Raw genomic sequence first — 18,840 nt, 5'->3', positions numbered from 1 at the left:
ACCAAATGGAGTTAAAGATGGAAATTTTGTCCGTGCATGAAATTGATGCGGTGAGCGGCAGCAGTGCAGGTGGTGCCGCCGTCGGAACGGTCGTTGGCGGCGTCGCGGGCGAAGTGGGTGGTGGCTCGGCTGGTGCGGCGATCGGTGCCGGGATCGGCGCTATGTTCGGCGGAGTGGGCGCTCTGCCCGGTGCGTTGATTGGATACGCGATTGGTGAAACCTATGGCATGCTGGTCGGTGGTGCCGTTGGTGGATACATCGGTGACCAGCTCACCAGCTGATCGATGCCGGTAGTCTATCCGCAGGAGTTGATCTCCTGCGGATTTTTATTCGAGTACGAAAATGCAAAAAGTGATAAAGCACAAACTGCTTGTTGTCATTTCTTTTTATGTAAACCTTGGAACATGGATCGCAGGACTGCTTTTGCTGCATAGTTTCCGAGCACAGCAGTTCGAGCAATTTTTCACCTATTCGATGCTTGTTTTTGCGACCGGCATCGCTTACAAGCTGCTGAGGGGAGGTGCTAAATACCCTCCGGCGGAAATTTCAGAAATCGAATGGCCGATCACTTTAGCAATATTACATTTAGTGCCGTTCTTAAACCTCCTTATTTACGCAATCTACTTCGCGTGCGGCGGAAGCGCGGACGTAAGCTGGGATCTGATGTTCATCGCTCCACTAATTTCAGGAACAGGCTTAGTCAACTATATGTTCATCTACAGCAAGCGGTGACCGCACGTTCGATGGATGTACGGCAGCAATGATGCCTGATGCTGCTCGGTTCCTGACTTTGATCCGCTATCACGGGGCCTGATGCGGAGGGAGGGCATTCGCATGCCCGCCGTTCGCCGAATGGTTGCTTGAAGGGCGGATACGCAATTTTAAGATATTTATAGAGCGATATATACCGAATATGCGAGTTCAACCGATCATCTATCACGTCATTATCGATAGATTCTGTAGGAGTGGAATGAAGATGTCGCGCAACGCGGCGTCGGCTGTGCTTGACGATTGTGATATGGGTGCATTTTACGGCGGAACTATCGATGGTGTAACGCGGAAGATTCGGGATCGCTGGTTCACCGACCTCGGGGTGAATACGATTTTAATATCGCCCATTTTTGAGCAGATCGCTGGTTGGGTTCCGAGCGCAGGGAAGGATTTTTGTCACTATGCCTATCACGGGTATTTCACGCTCGATTACACGGTCATGGATAGGCGCTTCGGTAACGAAGCCGATCTGCGCGATCTGGTCGATTGTGCGCATGCCGTCGGTATACGCGTGCTGCTCGATGTGGTGCTGAATCATCCAGGTTATCCGGAGCCTTCCACATTCCGAAATGTCGGAATCAGTGGCTGGGATCCCGGATGGGAAGCGGCTGAGCCGAAGAATTTTTACGACTATATGAATCGATCCAGTTCATCGTTCAACGATTGGTGGGGACCTGATTGGGTTCGCTGTGACTTGCCAGGTTATTCGCCGGGCGGCTGCGACGACTACACCATGTTGCTACACGGTCTTCCGGACTTCAAAACAGAAGACGAGCGCTTCGTATCTCTGCCTATATTCCTGAGGAACAAAGCTGATACCAGGGCTATGGATATGCCCGATACCACCGTGCGTGGCTATCTCGTCAAATGGCTTTCCGACTGGGTGCGTGAATATGGTTTTGACGGATTTCGTTGCGACTCGGCTAGGCATGTGGAACCGGAAACGTGGGCGCAGCTCAAGCACGCCTGCGTGCAGGCGAAGCGGGAGTGGTGGGAACAGCAGCGCGATCGCTCCGGCGCGACGCCGCACTTCTGGTTGCTCGGCGAAGTCTTTGGCCATGGCGTAGAGCGGAGCAGCTACTTCGATTGCGGATTTGACAGCCTGCTCAATTTCTCATTTCAGGAGGACATTGAGCGCGGTATACATCTGGATGCGCTGTACGAGGACTACGCGGCGCAATTGCACGAGCATTCCGATCTAAGCTTCGTTTCCTACGTTTCCTCGCACGATACGCATCTGCTCGATCGGCGAAAGATCAGAGAAGGCAGTGCAGCATTGATGCTCGCTCCCGGTGGCGTGCTCCTGTTTTACGGTGATGAAACGGGTCGGTTGCCGGGGGCTCCGAACGAGCAGGATCCTGCCCAAGCGGCGCGTTCGCCGATGAATTGGGGCGCGACTGATGCGCAATTGCTCATGCACTGGCGCAAGCTTTCGCGCTTTCGAACAAGACATCCCGCCGTCGCGAATGGTGTTCACCTTAAGTTGTTTGATTGCCCTTACGTGTTTGCAAGACTCGACACGACGGGGGATAGGGTGTTGGTAGCGATGGCGGTCGATGGATATCTGTCGCTGCCGGTCGGTGAGATGTTCGCCGATGGGCAACAGGTGCGCGACGCCTATGGTGGCTGGCGCGGTGTCGTTAAAGATGGTCGGGTGTCGCTGAATGCTGATGGCTTCGTGCTACTGGAAACCGACGACGGTTCGGCTTGGTACCCAGATATGGATTGTCGGGGAAGGGGTCTTCCATGAACGTGCTCATGTTGGGTTGGGAGCTACCCCCGCGAATCACTGGCGGTCTGGGGGTGGCCTGCCAAGGGTTGCTGGAGGGCCTGAGCGCGCTGGAAGGCATTTCCATCAGTTTTATCCTGCCGAGGCTATGGGGCGGCGAGCGATCTGGCAAGAGCCGCCTCATTGCGGCGTGTGATATCGAGCCATGGACGCGTGGGCAACCTGATGGCAGGTTGAAGGCGTCGACCTTGTCGATCGACAAAGGAGCCTACCAAGGTGAGTCAGTGCGCGCTGCGCTGAACTACGCCAGACATATCGACAACGTGATGAGCGTGCTCGGTGCCACTCCCGACCTGGTGCATGCGCACGATTGGCTCACGTTTCCTGCGGCCATTCGTGCAAAGGAGCGGCTGGGCTGTCCCTTGGTGGCGCATGTCCATTCCACCGAAGTGGAACGAGCGGGAGAGCGCATGCATCCAGCGATTGACGACATTGAACGTCGCGGTCTGATCGCGGCCGATCGTGTACTGGCCGTCAGCGGGCGTACACGCCGACTTATCATCGAGCGTTACGGCATTGCACCAGAGAAAGTGAAAGTGATTCACAACGCGGCCGATCATCATCCGTGGAGATCGCCGCTCCGATCGAAGAAGGATCGCGTGGTGTCGTTCATCGGTAGAGTGACTTGGCAAAAAGGTCCGTCCAATTTCATCGAGGCGGCACACCAGGTTGCCCGTCGTTTGCCGGACACACGCTTTGTCATGGCGGGGGAAGGTGATCGGTTGGCCATGATGAAAACTTTGTGTTTTGCTCGCGACCTCAAGGACCGGGTGGATTTTCCAGGATTCCTAGACGCCAAAGGCGTCGAGGATTTACTCGCACAAAGTGCGGTTTACGTCATGCCATCCCTATCCGAACCCTTTGGGATTGGTGCCTTGGAAGCCATTCGCTCCGGCGTTCCTGTAGTGCTATCTAATGCTTGCGGAGTGAGCGAAATGGTTAGGCACGTGCAATGCGTCAATGCCGCCGACAGTACCGCACTGGCCGATGCTATCGTGCGCTGTCTGACGCGGCCGGAAGAGGCCGCGCAGCAGGCACTATTGGCGCAGCAAGAGGTAGCGTCGTGGTCGTGGTGCCATGCGGCGGCGGCAATTCACACGACTTACCTGGATCTTGTCGCGCCTGCCTGCATTGCGTCGTGAATCATCACTCCCTCTTTTGCCAAGAGCCTGATCGCATGTTGACCATTACACAGATGCTGTCCTTGACTCATTTGGCCGAGCCGCTGCAAAACGAGAAAGGGGCAATGCTTGGTTTGGCGTTCAACCTACTCGCCGAGCATCCTACGATGGCTTCGCGTTGTCTTGGCTGGCATTACCAGCGCCTTATTCGCGCCATCGAGTTGCACCAACTCGCACTCCACTTCGATCGTTTCGGACGTAATTGCGGTTATGTATGGTGGACGAGGGTGCCTGCCTTGTCGGAAAGTGACATGCTGAGGTTTGGACCGGATGTTTTGAGCGCGGATCGGCTTTCCGGCGAAGGTAAAATCTGGATACTCGATTTTCGCGCTGGCTTGGGCGAACTACCCAACGTCTTGGCCGCGCTGTACGACATGCTGCCGCCCGATTGTGACACCCTTGCATATTTTCGTTACAAGCGAGGACGGCGGATCGCGAAGCGAATCAATTGGCGCGACAGCGCCGCGTTGCTGCGACACCAATCGCGGGCCGACCATGTCTACGAAGCCGCGTGGCTGCGGAGCGATCAGGGTTGGCCGCTGCTTTCTTCGGCGAAGGCTGGACTTGAAAGATCGATCCATTGTGGATTGATTCTCGAATTATTTGCGCAATTGCCGCGTTATGCGGGCATGCCATTGTCGGCCGTTCTTGGCCGGATTCGTCATGCGCTGGGTACAAGGCAGTACCGCCTGCTGTGCGCGCCGGATGGTGTCCCACTCGCCTTTTACAGCTGGTTGTGGCGCGAATCGGCCGAACTTATCTCGGCCGTGCCGTTGCATGAGCTTGAGCTATCTGAATGGAGGGACGGGAGGGATGCTTTGCTAGGCGATGCCGTGGCCGTGCGAGGTGGCGTCGATATCTTGCGGAACAAGCTTTCCGCGTTCGCGCAAGGCGATTGGTGGGTTTATCCCGAGTGTGGGACAGAAATGCGGCCGCTGATGTCGTCGCGCAGACGGTTGTCGTTGGCCGCTCTGGACGCTGAGGTTTGCGATTTTACCGTATCGGGTGCGATGCGCTCGGAGGCATTTGCATGCGAGATCTGAGCATGCTTTCCCCGAATGACACCCATCTCTTTTTCGATGCGCAGCGAGGTCACATACCGGTTTCAATGAGTCGTTTGCCTGAAGCGCGCGTGGTGTGGGTCAATCAACGCGCAATGGGCGATGATCCTGCCTTTGCTGCATGCGGTGGCACGCTTGCTGCCTACCGTGCCCATCTGCTGTGTGCATGCGCCTATGCCATCTCACCCGATGGAGAAGGGGGGGGCGACGCCATTACTGGCGTGGCCGATCGCTACGGCGGCCCAGGGATTGGTCACAACGGCGGCAGCGGCCGTGCGGCCGTTGTGAACAGTTATCACGTGAAGGGGATTGGTCGCACTCCGTTGGTCAGTGCGCTGACCGACGATGCACATGCATCCGGAGGGGCTTATCTGGAGGAGTGCGTCCGCGAGGTCATATTTTCGGAGTTGGCGGGAGCGGAGTTCCCGGGTGGCACCGTTCCCGTGCTAGCGGTCATCGACACGGGGCTGGTTCAAGTATGGAAGTTAGAAAGCGGGGCCTATCCCGAGCGACGTTGTCTCTTGGTTCGGCCTGCATTCCTGCGTCCCGCTCATTTTGAACGCGCCCGAGCGTACATTAGCGATGATCCTGCCGATGGGTATGCAGACGCGCAGCGTGTCGAGCACGCATTTCGCGTGGCGATTGAGCGGTGGGGTCAGAACGCGTTATCGACCATTTACGAACATTTATGGCTGACGTGGGCCGAGCAACTGGCGTATGCATTTATCCACCGGCTGCCTCATGGTGGCGACTCCACGTCCAATATTGCCTTGAATGGCCGGCTATTGGATTTCGGCGGTATGACAGCGGTCCCATCCTTGGCGCGGATTAGCCTCACGTGGGGTGCCGCGACGACTGGCGATGAACTGCTTACGCTCATGCAGGCGCTGACATCTCACGCGAAATTGCTGGGCCGTTACGTTGATGCGAGCTTGGCGAGCAAAGAAGCCATCGATCACATGGCGTCGGTTGTGGTGCAGCGTTACCGACACATCTTGTTCCGCGAGCTGCTGCGCCTCATCGGATGGTCAGCGACGCAGGCTGAGCAGGCACTCCGGCTGGACCCGTCCTTGCCGGCGCTGTTGAATCGAGCGCTGACGCACTATCGTCGGGAACACTTCACCATTTTCGACGGTACCCCGGTTCCGCGTATTGCTTGGGATATCGACCGATTCTGGTCTGAACACGCGCCGGCGCAATGGAAGTCGCTTTGCGATGAGCTTGTGCACCGTTTCCAACGTCTTGAGATCGGCGGCCATTATGGATCTTCGCTGTGTCGAGAGCGTTCCCGATTGCGCAGCGCGAGCCGGCCGATGCTCTATCGCGAGCGCATAAAGCAGAATCTCTACGACATTCTCGAACGTCAGCTTAAAGGTGACCTCTTGAATCAAGAGAGCTTGGACCGACTTGTCGCCGACATCGTGTGCCGCAACCGCCGTGATGGCAAGATCGAGCCTAGTGACGCCCTACCCGTCGGTTTTGCCCGTAATGCGGTGGCTGGTTACGCACTATTTCGTCGGATCGATACCGGCGCACTTTTCGCCATCGCGGAATGGAAGGCCGAATCGAACGAATCGTCCCATGCAACTGAGAAAAGTCGGGAGATTTTCACCCTCGACGAAGACGGCATTGTGTTCGCCGATGCGTCGGCTCCCGACTTTCTTGGAGTGGTGTGCTGCGATCTTGTGACCAACCTCAAGTGAGTAGGCTGTCTAAGCCATCGGTATGCCAGATGTTGGGGCTGTCTGTTGATCGTTGCCGTGTCTTCAATTTTCGACCCCCACTTGCCGAAAATGTGGCTTTGTCGCTCTGGTTGGCCACGAGGCGCTGGGTTTACTGAGGATGTCCCTTTTGTATTGCGTTTCAAGCGAGCCGCTTCTTGCCGCGGCGCGAGCCTGGCGTTCGCGCATAGGAGATGAAGCGCAGGGCTGATACCGCACTTTTTCCATTCGTCGCCGACTGGTTCCGTAGGTCGTCGGCAGTTTCACCCCGGGGGCGTGAACTCCGCGTCCGTTTTCCCGCAAAACCAAACATGGACAACACCGATGAAGCAACGAGTAGTACAACTGGCCGCCGCGATTTCCCTGGCCCTGGTGGCCTCGGCCGCGATGGCGAAGACCAACGACGCGGACGTCACCCGCGCCACCCTCGACAACGGCCTGCGCGTGGTGATCGTGCGCGACGCGCTGGCTCCCGTGATCACCACGGAGATGAATTACCTGGCCGGTTCGGATGAGGTGCCAGCGGCGTTTCCGGGTACGGCGCATGCGGTGGAGCACATGATGTTTCGCGGCAGCCCGGGGCTGTCGAAGGATCAGCTGGCGGCGATCGCGGCGAACATGGGCGGTGCGTTCAATGCCGATACCACGCAGGGCGTGACCCAGTATTACTTCGTCGCGCCGTCGCAGGATCTGGACGTTGCGCTGCATGTACAGAGCCTGCGCATGCGCGGCGTGGACATGGACGAGGCGGCATGGGCGAAGGAGCGTGGCGCGATCGAGCAGGAGGTGTCGCGCGACCTGTCCAATCCGGCCTACAAATTTTACGAACAGCTGCAGGCGCAGTTGTTTGAAGGCACGCCGTATGCGCATTCGGCGCTGGGCACGCGCGCGTCGTTCGAGAAGACCACGGCGGCGATGCTGAAGTCGTTCCACGACACCTGGTATGCGCCGAACAACGCGATCCTGGTGATTGCCGGCGACGTCGATCCGGCCGCTACGCTGGCGAAGGTGAAGAGCGAATTCGGCGACATCGGGCGCGGGACGTTGCCGGCGCGGCCGGCATTTGCGTTCAAGCCGGTGCAGGCGAAGACGATCACGCTGCCCACCGACAGCCCGTATGGCTCGGTCTATCTTGGCTACCGCATGCCCGGGACGCAGTCGAAGGATTACGCCGCCGGACTGGTGCTGGGCAGTGCGCTGGCTTCGCAGCGAGCCGCCTTGTTCGGCATGGGCATGGACGGCACCGCGCTGTTCGGCACGTTTGGCGCCAACCTGATGCCGCAGGCGGGTTTCGGCATGGCCGTGGGCATTTTCCCGAAGGGCGGCAACCCGCAGCCTGTGTTGGCGAAGATGCAGTCGATCCTGGCCGAAGCGGCTGCCAAGGGCATCGATCCGGCGCTGGTCAAAGCGGCCAAGCGCAAGGCGATCGCCGAACTGGAGTTCAAGAAGAACTCGGTCGACGGACTGGCCAACGCGTGGTCACAGGCGCTGGCGTTCCAGGGACTGGACTCGCCCGACGCGATGAAGCAGGCGATCGAGGCGGTGACGCCGGCGGCGGTGAATGCGCTGGCCAGGGCCACGTTCGACCCAGCGCACGCGGTGACCGCGATCCTCACTCCGGAAAGCTCGGGCAAGCCGGTCGCCGGCAAGGGTTTCGGCGGTGCGGAGAGTTTCGCGTCCAGCCCCGACAAGCCGGTGACCTTACCTGATTGGGCTGCCCAGGCGTTCGCCAAGCTTGAGCTGCCACGCTCCACCCTCAGTCCGGTGTCGACCACGCTGTCCAACGGCATCAAGCTGATCGTGCAGCCCGAGTCGATCAGCGACACAGTGGAGGTGTTCGGCAAGATCAAGACCAACCAGGATCTGCAAGCTGGCAAGGACGACGAAGGCCTGGCTCAGTTGCTCGACGGCATGTTTCCTTATGGCACCGCCAGCATGAACCGGCTGCAGTTGCAGCAGGCACTGGATGCGATCAGTGCACACGAGTCGGCCGGCAGCAATTTTTCGCTCGCGGTACCGTCCGTGCATTTCGCCGAAGGCATCGCGCTGCTGGCTGACAATGAACTGCATCCGGCGCTGCTGCCGCAGGCTTTTTCGGTGGTACAGCGGCAGACGGCCCGCATCGTGGCGGGGCAGCTGCAGTCGCCGGCCTTCCTCACCCAACTGGGCCTGGGCATGGCGCTGTTGCCGCCGAATGACCCGCAGCTTCGTTACCCCACGCCCAAGGGCGTGATGCGGTTGACGATGTTTCGGGTGAAGCATTACTACAGGCAGACCTTCCGCCCCGACATGACCACCATCGTCGTCGTCGGCAAGGTCGATCCGGCGCAGGCGAAACAGGTTGTGGAACAGGCGTTCGGCGCGTGGAAAGCCGACGGCCCGAAACCGGATGTCGATTACGCCGCGGTGCCGGCGAACAAGCCCAGCCAGTTCAACGTGCCTGATACCAGTGCCAGTCAGGACAGCGTGCAGATGGCGCAGACCATCGACGTGACCCGGAACGATCCGGCACGGTTCGCCCTGAACATTGGCAATCAGGTGCTCGGCGGCGGCTTCTACGCGTCGCGGCTCTATCACGACCTGCGCGATACCCGTGGGCTGGTCTACACCGTGGGCACCAGGTTCGATCTGGACAAGCATCGCAGCACCTATACGGTGTCGTTCGGTGCCGATCCGGACAGGGTCGCTGCCGCCAGCGCCATCGTGGTGCAGGATCTGAAACAGATGCAGCAAACGCCGGTCACCGACAGCGAGCTCAAGCGCGCCAAGGGCATCCTGCTACGGCAGATCCCGCTGGGCGAATCCAGCTTCGGCGCGATCGGCGGCCAGTTGCTGACCCTGTCGGTCGAGGACAAGCCGCTCGACGCGATGACGATTGCCGGCCAGCACTATCTCCAGCTCACCGCGAAGGACGTGCAGCAGGCGTATGCGAAACACATCCGGCCGGATGCGTTCGTCACGGCAGTGAAGGGGGCGGCGCCGAAGGGATAAGAGGCTGAGTGACTTGGTAACCTGGCATTGCCTGTGAAGAAACGGCACTGCTTTCGCGGCAGTGCCGTTTCTTCATGCGTTTGATGGGTCTGCTTACTTCAGCAGCGAGCGCAGCATCCAGGCGGTCTTTTCATGTTCCTTCAGGCGCCCGGTGACCATGTCGGCGGTGCCGTCGTCGCCGGCCGCATTGGCGGCCTTGAGCGCGTCGCGCGCGGTGGCGGCGGCGATCTCGTGGCCTTCGACCAGCTGGCCCACCATTGCCTTCCACTCCGGCACGCCGGCTTCTTCCTTGATCGCGCTGAGCTTGGCGAACTGGCTGTAGGAGCCGGGCGCGAACACGTCCAGCGTGCGGATGCGCTCGGCCACCTCGTCGGCGGCCAGCCACAGTGCGTTGTACTGGGTCTGGAACATGGCGTGCAGGCTGTTGAACTGCGGGCCGGTGACGTTCCAGTGGAAGCTGTGCGTCTTCAGGTACAGCGAGTAGGTGTCGGCCAGCAGCCGGGACAGGTGCTTGGCGACCGCTTCGCGATCTTTCCTGGCGATACCGATGGAAATGGCCATGTCGTGCTCCTTCCTGTGAGTTGATAGAACTAAGGTAACGGGTGGTGCGGCGGTGGTGAAATGAATCCTTCGGATGTTCCCGATAGTCTGCGGCTATCGGGTCGGCGAGCCGCCAGCAGCTATCATTCGCGGTCCAATGAACGACACCCGCCCGCCCACCTCCGATCCCGCCGCCGACCCCGGCCTGCGCGAGCTGCGCCGGCAACTGGAGACGGTGTGCAGCCGCGACTTCGGTCGCCTGCTGGGTCGCTGGCGTGGGCTGTCGCGTCGCCCCGACGAGAACAAGCTGGCGTCACTGCGCGCGGATATCGAGCGCTCGGCGGCCAAACGCCGCGCCCGCGCCGCGGCCAAACCGCCGATCCGGCTGGACGCATCGCTGCCGATCAGCGCGCGCGGCGAGGACATCGCCAGGCTGATCCGCGAACACCAGGTGGTGGTGATCGCCGGCGAGACCGGTTCGGGCAAGACCACCCAGCTGCCCAAGCTGTGCCTGGCCGCCGGCCGCGGCGAGGCCGGCATGATCGGCTGTACCCAGCCGCGCCGGCTGGCCGCACGCTCGGTGGCGCGCCGCGTGGCGGAGGAGCTGGGCACACAGGTCGGCGACATCGTGGGTTTCCAGGTGCGCTTCAACGACCAGGTCTCCGAGCGCAGCCTGGTGAAGTTCATGACCGACGGCATCCTGCTCGCCGAGACCCAGGGCGACCCGTGGCTGAGCACCTATGACACCCTGATCATCGACGAGGCACACGAGCGCAGCCTCAACATCGACTTCCTGCTCGGTTATCTGAAGCGGCTCGCTGCAAGGCGTCCCGACCTCAAGATCATCGTCACCTCGGCGACGATCGATACGGCGCGCTTTGCCGAACACTTCGACGGCGCGCCGGTGGTGGAAGTGGAGGGGCGCGCGTACCCGGTCGAGCTGCGCTGGCGCTCGCTGGACGAGATCGCCGCGCGGCAGGGCCGCAGCAAGGACATGCAGCAGGGCAGTGCCGAACACATCGCTGCGGTGCTCGACGAAATCACCCACGACGATCCGCGCGGCGACGTGCTGATCTTCCTGCCCGGCGAGCGCGAGATCCGCGACGCGCACCAGTTGCTGTCGCGCCGGCAATACCGCGAGACCGAGATCATGCCGCTGTACGCGCGGCTCTCCGCCGGCGACCAGGACCGTGTGTTCAAGCCCGGCGTGAAGCGCCGCGTGGTGCTGGCCACCAACGTGGCCGAAACCTCGCTGACCGTGCCGCGCATCCGCTACGTGATCGATACCGGCACGGCGCGGGTGAAGCGCTACAGCCAGCGCAGCCAGCTCGAGCGGCTGCACGTGGAGCCGATCTCGCAGGCGGCGGCCGATCAGCGCAAGGGCCGTTGCGGTCGGGTGGGGCCGGGCGTCTGCTACCGACTGTACGACGAAGCCGATTTCGCCGGCCGCGCCGCGTTCACCGATCCGGAATTGCTGCGCTCGTCGCTGGCCAACGTGATCCTGCGCATGCTGGCGCTGAAGCTGGGCGAGGTCGACGAGTTCCCGTTCCTGGAGGCGCCCGACCCGCGCGTGGTCGCCGACGGCTTCCGCCGGCTCAGCGAGATTTCCGCGATCGACGAGACGCGCCAACTCACCGCGATCGGCCGCACGCTAGCGCGGCTGCCGATCGACGTGCAGCTGGCGCGCATGCTGGTCGAGGGCGAGCAGCTGCACGCCTTGCGCGAGCTGCTCACCATCGTCTCCTTCCTCAGCATCCAGGATCCGCGCGAGCGCCCCGGCGATGCGCGCCAGCAGGCCGACGCCGCGCATGCCGTGTTCGCCGATCCGAAGTCCGATTTCGTCGGCGTGCTGAACCTGTGGCGCGCCTATCACGACGCGCACGAGGAACTGACCCAGTCGAAACTGCGCGACTGGTGCGCGCGGCACTTCCTCAGCTTCATGCGCATGCGCGAGTGGCGCGAGCTGCACCGGCAGCTGCTGCTGGTGGTGGAGGAACTGGGGTGGAAGCTGGAAGCGCAGATTCCCGCTCGTGACGAAGCACGTTCTGCTCCTCCCCCTGCTGGCAGGGGGAGGTTGGGAGGGGGTAAAGCTCTTCGCGTCGCGGCACAGGATCAAAAGCGAACCCCAGCCCAGCCCTCCTCTGCGACCGAAGGAAGTCCCCGTGGGGCGAGCAGGGGAGGGAGCGAGAGCGATGCCGATCGCCTTTACGAATCCATCCATCGCTCCCTGCTCGCCGGCCTGCCCACCCAGGTCGGCCGCAAGGACGAGAAGGGTATCTACCAGAGCACGCGCGAACGCAAGTTCCAGGTCTTCCCCGGTTCGGCGCTGGCCAAGGCGCCGCCGAACTGGGTCTTCAGCGCGCAGATCCTCGACGTGGGCGGGCGCGTATGGGGCATGATGAATGCGCGGGTCGAGCCCTCGTGGATCGAGCAGCAGGCAGCGCATCTGCTGCGCACGCATTGCCGCGACCCGCACTGGTCGAGGAAGCGCGGCTGCGTGGTGGCGTACGAGCAGGTCAGCCTGTTCGGGCTGGTGCTGGTGGAGAAGCGGCCGGTCACGTTCCAGGCGCAGGACCCGGCGCTGGCCCATGCGATCTTCCTGCGCGAGGCGCTGGTACGCGGCGACATCGACACCAAGGCGGATTTCGTGCGCGCCAACCAGCGCGTGCTGGAAGAGGCGCTGGGCATCGAGGCGAAGCAGCGCCGCGAGGGTCTGATCCGCCACGAGGACCAGCTGGTCGCGTTCTTCGAGGGCAAGCTGCCGCAAGACATCGCCAGCAGTCGCGCGCTGGACGCGTGGTATCGCAAGGCCCGCCCGGCCGAACAGGCGGCGCTGCGCTGGTCGCTGGACGACGTGCTGGCCGGCGGCACCGGGCTGGATGCGAAGGCGTTCCCCGCGGTGCTGGAGATTCCACCGCAGAGGTACAAACTCGAATACCGCTTCGTCCCCGGCGACGAAGCCGACGGCGTCACCCTGCAGCTGCCGCTGGCGATGTTGAACGCGCTGCCGTCCGCCCGCTGCGAATGGCTGGTGCCTGGCCTGCTCGCCGACAAGGTGGCCGAGTTGATCCGCGGCCTGCCGAAAGCCTTGCGCCGCAACTTCGTGCCGGCGCCGGATTTCGCGCGCGCCTTCGTCGAAGCCGAATCGCCGCGCGACGAGCCGCTGGCGAAGGCGCTGGCTGCGTTCCTGAAACGCACCACCGGCGTCGACATCACTGCCGGCGAATTCGCCGGCGTCGAACTGTCGCCACACTTCCTGATGCGTTATCGCCTGCACGACGAGCGCGGCAAGACCCTGGCCAGCGGCCGCGACCTCGCCGCCTTGCGTGGCCAGTGGGAAGGCCAGGCGCGCGAGGCGTTCTCGCGCAAGACCGACATCGAGCTGACCCGCGAGGACGTGGCTCACTGGGATTTCGAGGCGATCCCCGCACAGGTGCGTTCCGATGGCGGCCTCGCCGCGTTCCCTGCGCTGGTCGACCTCGGCGAGACGGTGGCGCTGCGCGTGTTCGAGCGCGCCGACGAGGCGCGCGCGGCGCATGCCGGCGGCGTGGTGCGCCTGCTGCGCAACGCGCTGGCCGCCGAGGCGAAGCAGGCGCGCCGGCGATTGCCGATCGGCAACGCATTGGCCTTGAAGTACGCGCCGCTGGGCGGCGTGGACAGCCTGCGCGAGGACCTGCTCGAAGGCGGCTTCGCCGACCTGCTGGGACGCCATGAACTGGACGTGCGCAGCGCCGGCGCGTTCGAGGCGCTGCGCACGCAGTGCGCGCGCGAACTGTTCGGCGCCGGCGTCGAGCGGCTGAAGCTGGCAGAACCGGTGGTCGAAGCGCAGGCCGAGCTGAAACCGTGGCTGGAGCCGCCGCTGCTGGGCTTCGCCCGCGCCAGCTACGACGACCTGCGCGAACAGTTCGACGCACTGCTCGTGCCCGGTTTCCTGCGCGACCTGCCGCTGGCGAGGCTGGCGCATTACCCGCGTTACCTGAAAGCGATGCGCCTGCGCGGCGAGCGGCTGCGCCAGGACCCGGCGAAGGACCAGCAGCGCCTGCTGCAGGTGCTGCCGTACTGGCGCGCGTACCTGCAGCAGCGCGCGGTCGGCACCGATCCCGCGGCGCTGGCCGAGCTGCGCTGGCTGATCGAGGAGTGGCGCGTATCGCTGTTCGCGCAGGAGCTGAAGACCGCCGAGCCGGTGTCGCCGAAACGGTTGGCGAAGGCACTGGCGGCGCTGGGTTGAGAGCGGGTGATTTCGGCCGCTCAGCGCGTCCGCCGCACGTGCACGCTGCCGTTGCAGCCGTCCACGTACATCAGCCAGCTGTCGAACAGCGACGGCTTGACCTTGACTGCCGGGTTGTCGGCGCTCATGCAGACGGGCGCATCCGAGCCGATCTGCTTCCACGACTGGCCATTGTCCAGGGTGAATTCGTCGTGGCCGTGCCAGCCGCTGAAATGGCCGACCAGGCGGGCGTTGAACTTGCTGCGCTTCTGCTTCGGTTCGTAGAACACCGGCTGGCCGCTGGTGTCGACCATCTTGGTAGTGGTCTTGCCGTGCTGGCGCAGCCAGTCGTCGAGGTTCTGCAACTCCTGCGTCGACAGCTTGTCCAGCCCGGCGGCCTTGAATTCGGCGGCGCTCATGCGCTGTTGCAGGCCGTTGGCCTGCTGCGCCTGCGCGGACAGGCAGCCCAGCGACAGCGCCAGCAGCAGCGGCAAGGTCAGGTGGTGGGGGCGGATCGACATGGGTGCATCCTCGGGGCAACGGAACGGAAGCGCTGATTCTGCGCGGCAGGCTGGCCTGCCGCCAAGGGGCACGCGGCGATTCGCGCGCAGCGCGGCCGGCACGCCCCGGCAGCGGCTACCATGGCAGGGCAAGACCCGAGCTGACTGCCCATGGCCCCGATCGTCGAACCGCCCCCTCTGTCCCGCTGGCGCGAACGCGCCGGCGCGTTGCCGCCGCTGCTGGCCGACGCGCTGGAGGCCTGCGCCACCCGCGCAGTGGACCAGGCCGGCTGCGCCGACGTGCTGGAGCTGCTCAGCATGCTCGGCTGCGACGCGCAGACCCAGGCGGCCGCGCTGTGGTTCGAGCTGGCCCGGATCGATCCCGCGCTGTGGGCGGAGCGCCGCGCGGCGTTGCCGGCCGAACTGCAGCGCCTGGTCGACGGGCAGCAGGCGGCCGAGCGGGTGTGGGCGCTGCATGCGCAGCGGCCGCCGCAGGGCGCGGCCGAGGGCCTGCGACGGCTGCTGCTGGCGATCGTGCGTGACCTGCGCGTGGTGTTCGTGCTGCTGGCGCGGCAGCTGGCGCGCATGCGCGCGGCACCGGCGCTGCCTGAAGGCGAGCGGCAGGCGCTGGCCCGGCTCACCCGCGACATCCATGCGCCGCTGGCGAACCGGCTCGGCATCTGGCAGCTGAAGTGGGAGCTGGAAGACCTGGCGTTCCGCTACCTGCAGCCGGACACCTACCGGCGCATCGCCAACCTGCTCGACGAGCGCCGCGCCGACCGCGAGGCATTCATCCGCGACTCGCTGGCCGAGCTGCAGCGTGCGCTTGAGGCGGCCGGCATCCAGGCCGAGCTGGCCGGGCGACCCAAGCACATCTATTCGATCTGGAAGAAGATGCAGCGCAAGTCGCTGGACTTCTCCGACCTGTACGACATCCGCGCGGTGCGCGTGCTGGTGGACAACATCACCGACTGCTACGCCGCGCTGGGCGTGGTGCACGCGCTGTGGCCGCACCTGCCGGGCGAGTTCGACGATTACATCGCGCGGCCCAAGGCGAACGGCTACCAGTCGCTGCACACCGCGGTGATCGGGCCGCAGGGCAAGACCCTGGAAGTGCAGATCCGCACCCACGCCATGCACCGGGCGAACGAATTGGGCGTGGCCGCGCACTGGCGCTACAAGGAAGGCGGCAGCGCCGACGCCGAGTTCGAGGCGAAGATCGCCTGGATGCGCAAGCTGCTGGAGCCGCGCGGCGAGGACGACAGCGCGCTTGCCGCCGAGCTGCAGACCGAGCTGCTGGAAGACCGCGTCTACCTGCTCACCCCGAAGGGCGAGGTGTTCGACCTGGCGCGCGGCGCCACCGTGCTGGACTTCGCCTATCTGGTGCACACCGAGGTCGGCCACCGCTGCCGCGGCGCCAAGGTCAACGGCCGCATCGTGCCGCTGACCTTCCAGCCGCAGAGCGGCGACCGCGTGGAGATCCTCACCGGCAAGCTGGCCGAGCCCAGCCGCGACTGGCTGTCGCCGCACCACGGCTACCTCAACACGGCGCGGGCGAAAGAGAAGGTGCGCGCGTGGTTCCGCAAGATCGCCCACGACGCCAACCTCGCGGTCGGTCGCGGCATGTTCGAGCGCGAACTGAAGCGCCTGGCGCTGTCGAACGCCGACGTGGGCAAACTGCCGGCGCACTTCCACCTGAAGAACCACGACGAGTTGCTGGTGGCGCTGGCGCTGGGCGAGGTCACTCCCGGCCAGATCGCCCGCGTGCTGCAGGAAGCGGCGCAGCCGGCGGAGCCTGTGGTCACCCAGTCGAGTGCGCCGGTGGCCTCGCGCCATGCCACGCTCGACCACAGCGCGCTGCGCATCGAAGGCATCGGCAACCTGCTGACCACGCTGGCGCGCTGCTGCCAGCCGCTGCCCGGCGACCCGGTGCGCGGCTTCGTCACCAAGGGCCGCGGCGTGTCGGTGCATCGCGCCGACTGCGGCAGCCTGGCGCGGCTGGCCCGGCGCGATCCGGACCGGGTGATCGAAGTGAGCTGGGGCAGCGCCACGGCACAGGCCTACGAGGTCGACATCGAGCTGCGCGGCTACGACCGCAAGGGCCTGCAGAAGGACGTCACCAGCGTGGTCAGCAACGCCGGCACCCACATCATCGCCTCGTCCAGCCGGCTGTTCGTGCACACCGGCGAGGTGGAGATGCGCTTCACCCTGCGCGTGCGCGATTTCGAACAGCTGTCGACCCTGCTCGGCAAGCTGCTGGCGCTGCCGAACGTGCTCGACGTGCGCCGGGTCGGTACCGGCTGAATGACCGCGCAATGCCGGCCGGCGGGCGGAACGGCGGCTGGCGGCCCGATGCTAAGCTGCAGCGACAGCCTTCACAGCCATGGACCATGAGCGGACGCCGAGACCAGCACGACGCACATCCACCGGTTCGCACCGAGCCCACCCTGGGCGACCTCGATCGGCTGGATGCCCCGCCCGCGCCGGCCGCGGACGGCCTGCCGCAGATCGCGGTCGAGCCGCGCCGTCCGCATGGCCGGGCGACCGCCGCGCCGCGGCGCAAGCGCCGCCGCGGCTGGCTTGTCCTGCTCTTGCTGCTGGTGCTCGCGCTGGCCGGTGGGCTCTGGCTCAACCAGAATCGCCTGCGCGGCATGCTGCCGCGCACCGATTTCAACACGGTGCTGGCGCAGGCGCAGCAGGCCTTGCAGGATGGCCGTCTGGACGGCCAGGACGGCAGCAGCGCACGCGAGCTGTTCCAGGCTGCGGTGGCGCTGGAACCGGACAACGACCGCGCCCGCGACGGCCTGCGCCAGGTCGGCCAGGCCATGCTGGCACAGGCCGACGCCGCACTGCAGGCTGGCCAGCTGGCGCAGGCCGCGCAGCAGGCCACGGTCGCCCGCGAACTGCTCGGCGGCGGCAGCGACATCGACCGGCTCGATCGTGCGATCGCTGCCGCCCGCGCCGCGCAGGTGCACACGGTGGACCTGGTCGACCAGGCGCAGCAGGCGCTGGCCGCCGGCAAGCTGGATGGCCCCGACGGGGCCGGCGCGCTGTACCAGCGCGTGCTGCGCGCCGATCCCGACAATGCGGTGGCCGCGCACGGACTGGACCAGGTCGGCTACGCGCTGGCGGTACAGGCGCGCGCGGCGCTGGACGCGAAGGACGCCGCCACGGCCGATGCGCGCATCGAGCAGCTGGCCGCGCTGCAGCCGAACAACGGCGCGCTGCCGGCGCTGCGCGCGCTGCAGGCGCAGGCGCGCCGGCAGGACAGCAGCGCACTGGAGGCGGCGCTGAAAGCCGGCCAGGACGCGCTGCGCGCCGGCCGCATCGCCGGCGATGGCGACGACACCGCGCTGGTCCACTTCCAGGCCGCGCTCAAGCTCGACCCGGACAACGCGCAGGCGCACGCCGGCCTCGGCAAGGTGGCGCAGGCGCTGACCGTGCAGGCGAGCGCCGCGCTCGATGACGGCGACGCCGCACAGGCGGCGAAGCTGCTCGACCAGGCAGCCGCGCTGGCGCCGAAATCGGCCGATCTTGCCGCCGCACGCGCGCGGCTGGAGCGGACGCCGGCGGCGCCGGCTGCACCCGCCGGCGCGGACAACGCATCGATGCCGGTCGCCCCGCCCAGCGTGACGCCACAGCAGAGCGCGGCGGTGGCGCAGCTGGTGCTGCGCGCGCAGACGGCCACCAACAACGGCGACATCATGATGCCGCCCGGCGACTGCGCCTACGACCTCTACCGCAGCGCGCTGGCGATCGACGGCAACAGCGCGGCGGCACTGCAGGGCCTGCAGGCCTTGCCCCGCCAGGTCGAGCAGCAGTTCGACCGGGCGCTCGCCGCCGGCAACCTGGGCAAGGCCGGCGACATGCTGGCCAACCTGGCCGAGCTGGCGCCGGGCGACGCCGCGCTGGGCGCGCTGGGCAACCGGCTGGCCGGCGCGTGGCTGGACCAGGCCGAGCAGCAGCTGGCGCGCGGCGACCGCATCGGCGCCAGCCAGTCGCTGGAACGCGCGCGCAAGCTGTCCCCTTCCAACCCGCGCGTGCTCGACCTGGCCGCCCGCCTGCAAGGTGGCGGGTGA

12 protein-coding genes are annotated in these 18,840 nt (G+C 64.8%); 10 read left to right on the top strand and 2 right to left on the bottom strand.

Annotation, left to right across the window (positions count from 1 at the left end; genetic code table 11):
* Positions 1 to 17 precede the first annotated feature (17 nt).
* The 7 genes from R2APBS1_RS15450 (at position 18) to R2APBS1_RS15420 (ending at position 9,514) form a co-directional block, all read left to right on the top strand.
* A complete protein-coding gene (locus tag R2APBS1_RS15450; RefSeq protein WP_015448643.1) occupies positions 18 to 281 on the top strand; it encodes a hypothetical protein in 264 nt (87 codons plus the stop codon).
* A 61-nt stretch (positions 282 to 342) separates the two neighbouring features.
* On the top strand, positions 343 to 732 hold the full coding sequence (locus R2APBS1_RS15445) for a hypothetical protein (RefSeq protein ID WP_157769761.1): 390 nt from the start codon (positions 343 to 345) through the stop codon (positions 730 to 732).
* A 238-nt stretch (positions 733 to 970) separates the two neighbouring features.
* Positions 971 to 2,521, top strand: coding sequence for an alpha-amylase family glycosyl hydrolase (locus tag R2APBS1_RS19795; protein ID WP_157769760.1), 1,551 nt, complete (start codon positions 971 to 973; stop codon positions 2,519 to 2,521).
* Complete coding sequence (locus R2APBS1_RS19790; protein ID WP_007512739.1) at positions 2,518 to 3,702, top strand: glycosyltransferase family 4 protein; 1,185 nt, start codon at positions 2,518 to 2,520, stop codon at positions 3,700 to 3,702. Before R2APBS1_RS19795 ends, R2APBS1_RS19790 begins: the two co-directional genes overlap by 4 nt.
* Positions 3,703 to 3,737: 35 nt before the next feature.
* Positions 3,738 to 4,784, top strand: a complete 1,047-nt coding sequence (locus R2APBS1_RS15430; RefSeq protein ID WP_007512742.1) for a toxin-activating lysine-acyltransferase — start codon at positions 3,738 to 3,740, stop codon at positions 4,782 to 4,784.
* Entirely contained in the window at positions 4,772 to 6,505 is a 1,734-nt protein-coding gene (locus tag R2APBS1_RS15425) for a hypothetical protein (protein ID WP_015448640.1), read from the top strand. Before R2APBS1_RS15430 ends, R2APBS1_RS15425 begins: the two co-directional genes overlap by 13 nt.
* 342 nt (positions 6,506 to 6,847) lie before the next feature.
* On the top strand, positions 6,848 to 9,514 hold the full coding sequence (locus R2APBS1_RS15420) for a M16 family metallopeptidase (protein ID WP_015448639.1): 2,667 nt from the start codon (positions 6,848 to 6,850) through the stop codon (positions 9,512 to 9,514).
* 93 nt (positions 9,515 to 9,607) lie between these two features.
* Here R2APBS1_RS15420 and R2APBS1_RS15415 read toward each other — a convergent pair whose 3' ends face one another.
* Positions 9,608 to 10,075, bottom strand: a complete 468-nt coding sequence (locus R2APBS1_RS15415; RefSeq protein WP_015448638.1) for a Dps family protein — start codon at positions 10,073 to 10,075, stop codon at positions 9,608 to 9,610.
* Positions 10,076 to 10,211: 136 nt separating this feature from the next.
* On the opposite strand from R2APBS1_RS15415, the gene hrpA reads away from it, so the two are divergent.
* Positions 10,212 to 14,282, top strand: a complete 4,071-nt coding sequence (hrpA, locus tag R2APBS1_RS15410) for an ATP-dependent RNA helicase HrpA (RefSeq protein WP_015448637.1) — start codon at positions 10,212 to 10,214, stop codon at positions 14,280 to 14,282.
* Between the two features lie 20 nt (positions 14,283 to 14,302).
* On the opposite strand, the gene R2APBS1_RS15405 is transcribed toward hrpA, so the two are convergent.
* On the bottom strand, positions 14,303 to 14,782 hold the full coding sequence (locus R2APBS1_RS15405; RefSeq protein ID WP_007512752.1) for a hypothetical protein: 480 nt from the start codon (positions 14,780 to 14,782) through the stop codon (positions 14,303 to 14,305).
* Between the two features lie 150 nt (positions 14,783 to 14,932).
* Between R2APBS1_RS15405 and R2APBS1_RS15400 the strand changes: the two genes are divergently transcribed.
* Together R2APBS1_RS15400 and R2APBS1_RS15395 are read left to right on the top strand one after the other, a co-directional pair.
* On the top strand, positions 14,933 to 17,065 hold the full coding sequence (locus R2APBS1_RS15400) for a RelA/SpoT family protein (RefSeq protein ID WP_015448636.1): 2,133 nt from the start codon (positions 14,933 to 14,935) through the stop codon (positions 17,063 to 17,065).
* A gap of 86 nt (positions 17,066 to 17,151) precedes the next feature.
* Entirely contained in the window at positions 17,152 to 18,840 is a 1,689-nt protein-coding gene (locus tag R2APBS1_RS15395; protein ID WP_015448635.1) for a hypothetical protein, read from the top strand.

It is taken from the genome of Rhodanobacter denitrificans, from assembly GCF_000230695.2.
In the GTDB taxonomy this organism is placed as follows: domain Bacteria; phylum Pseudomonadota; class Gammaproteobacteria; order Xanthomonadales; family Rhodanobacteraceae; genus Rhodanobacter; species Rhodanobacter denitrificans.
The sequence above is the reverse complement of the archived record's forward strand: the minus strand, read 5'-3'. Positions and strand labels throughout refer to the sequence as shown.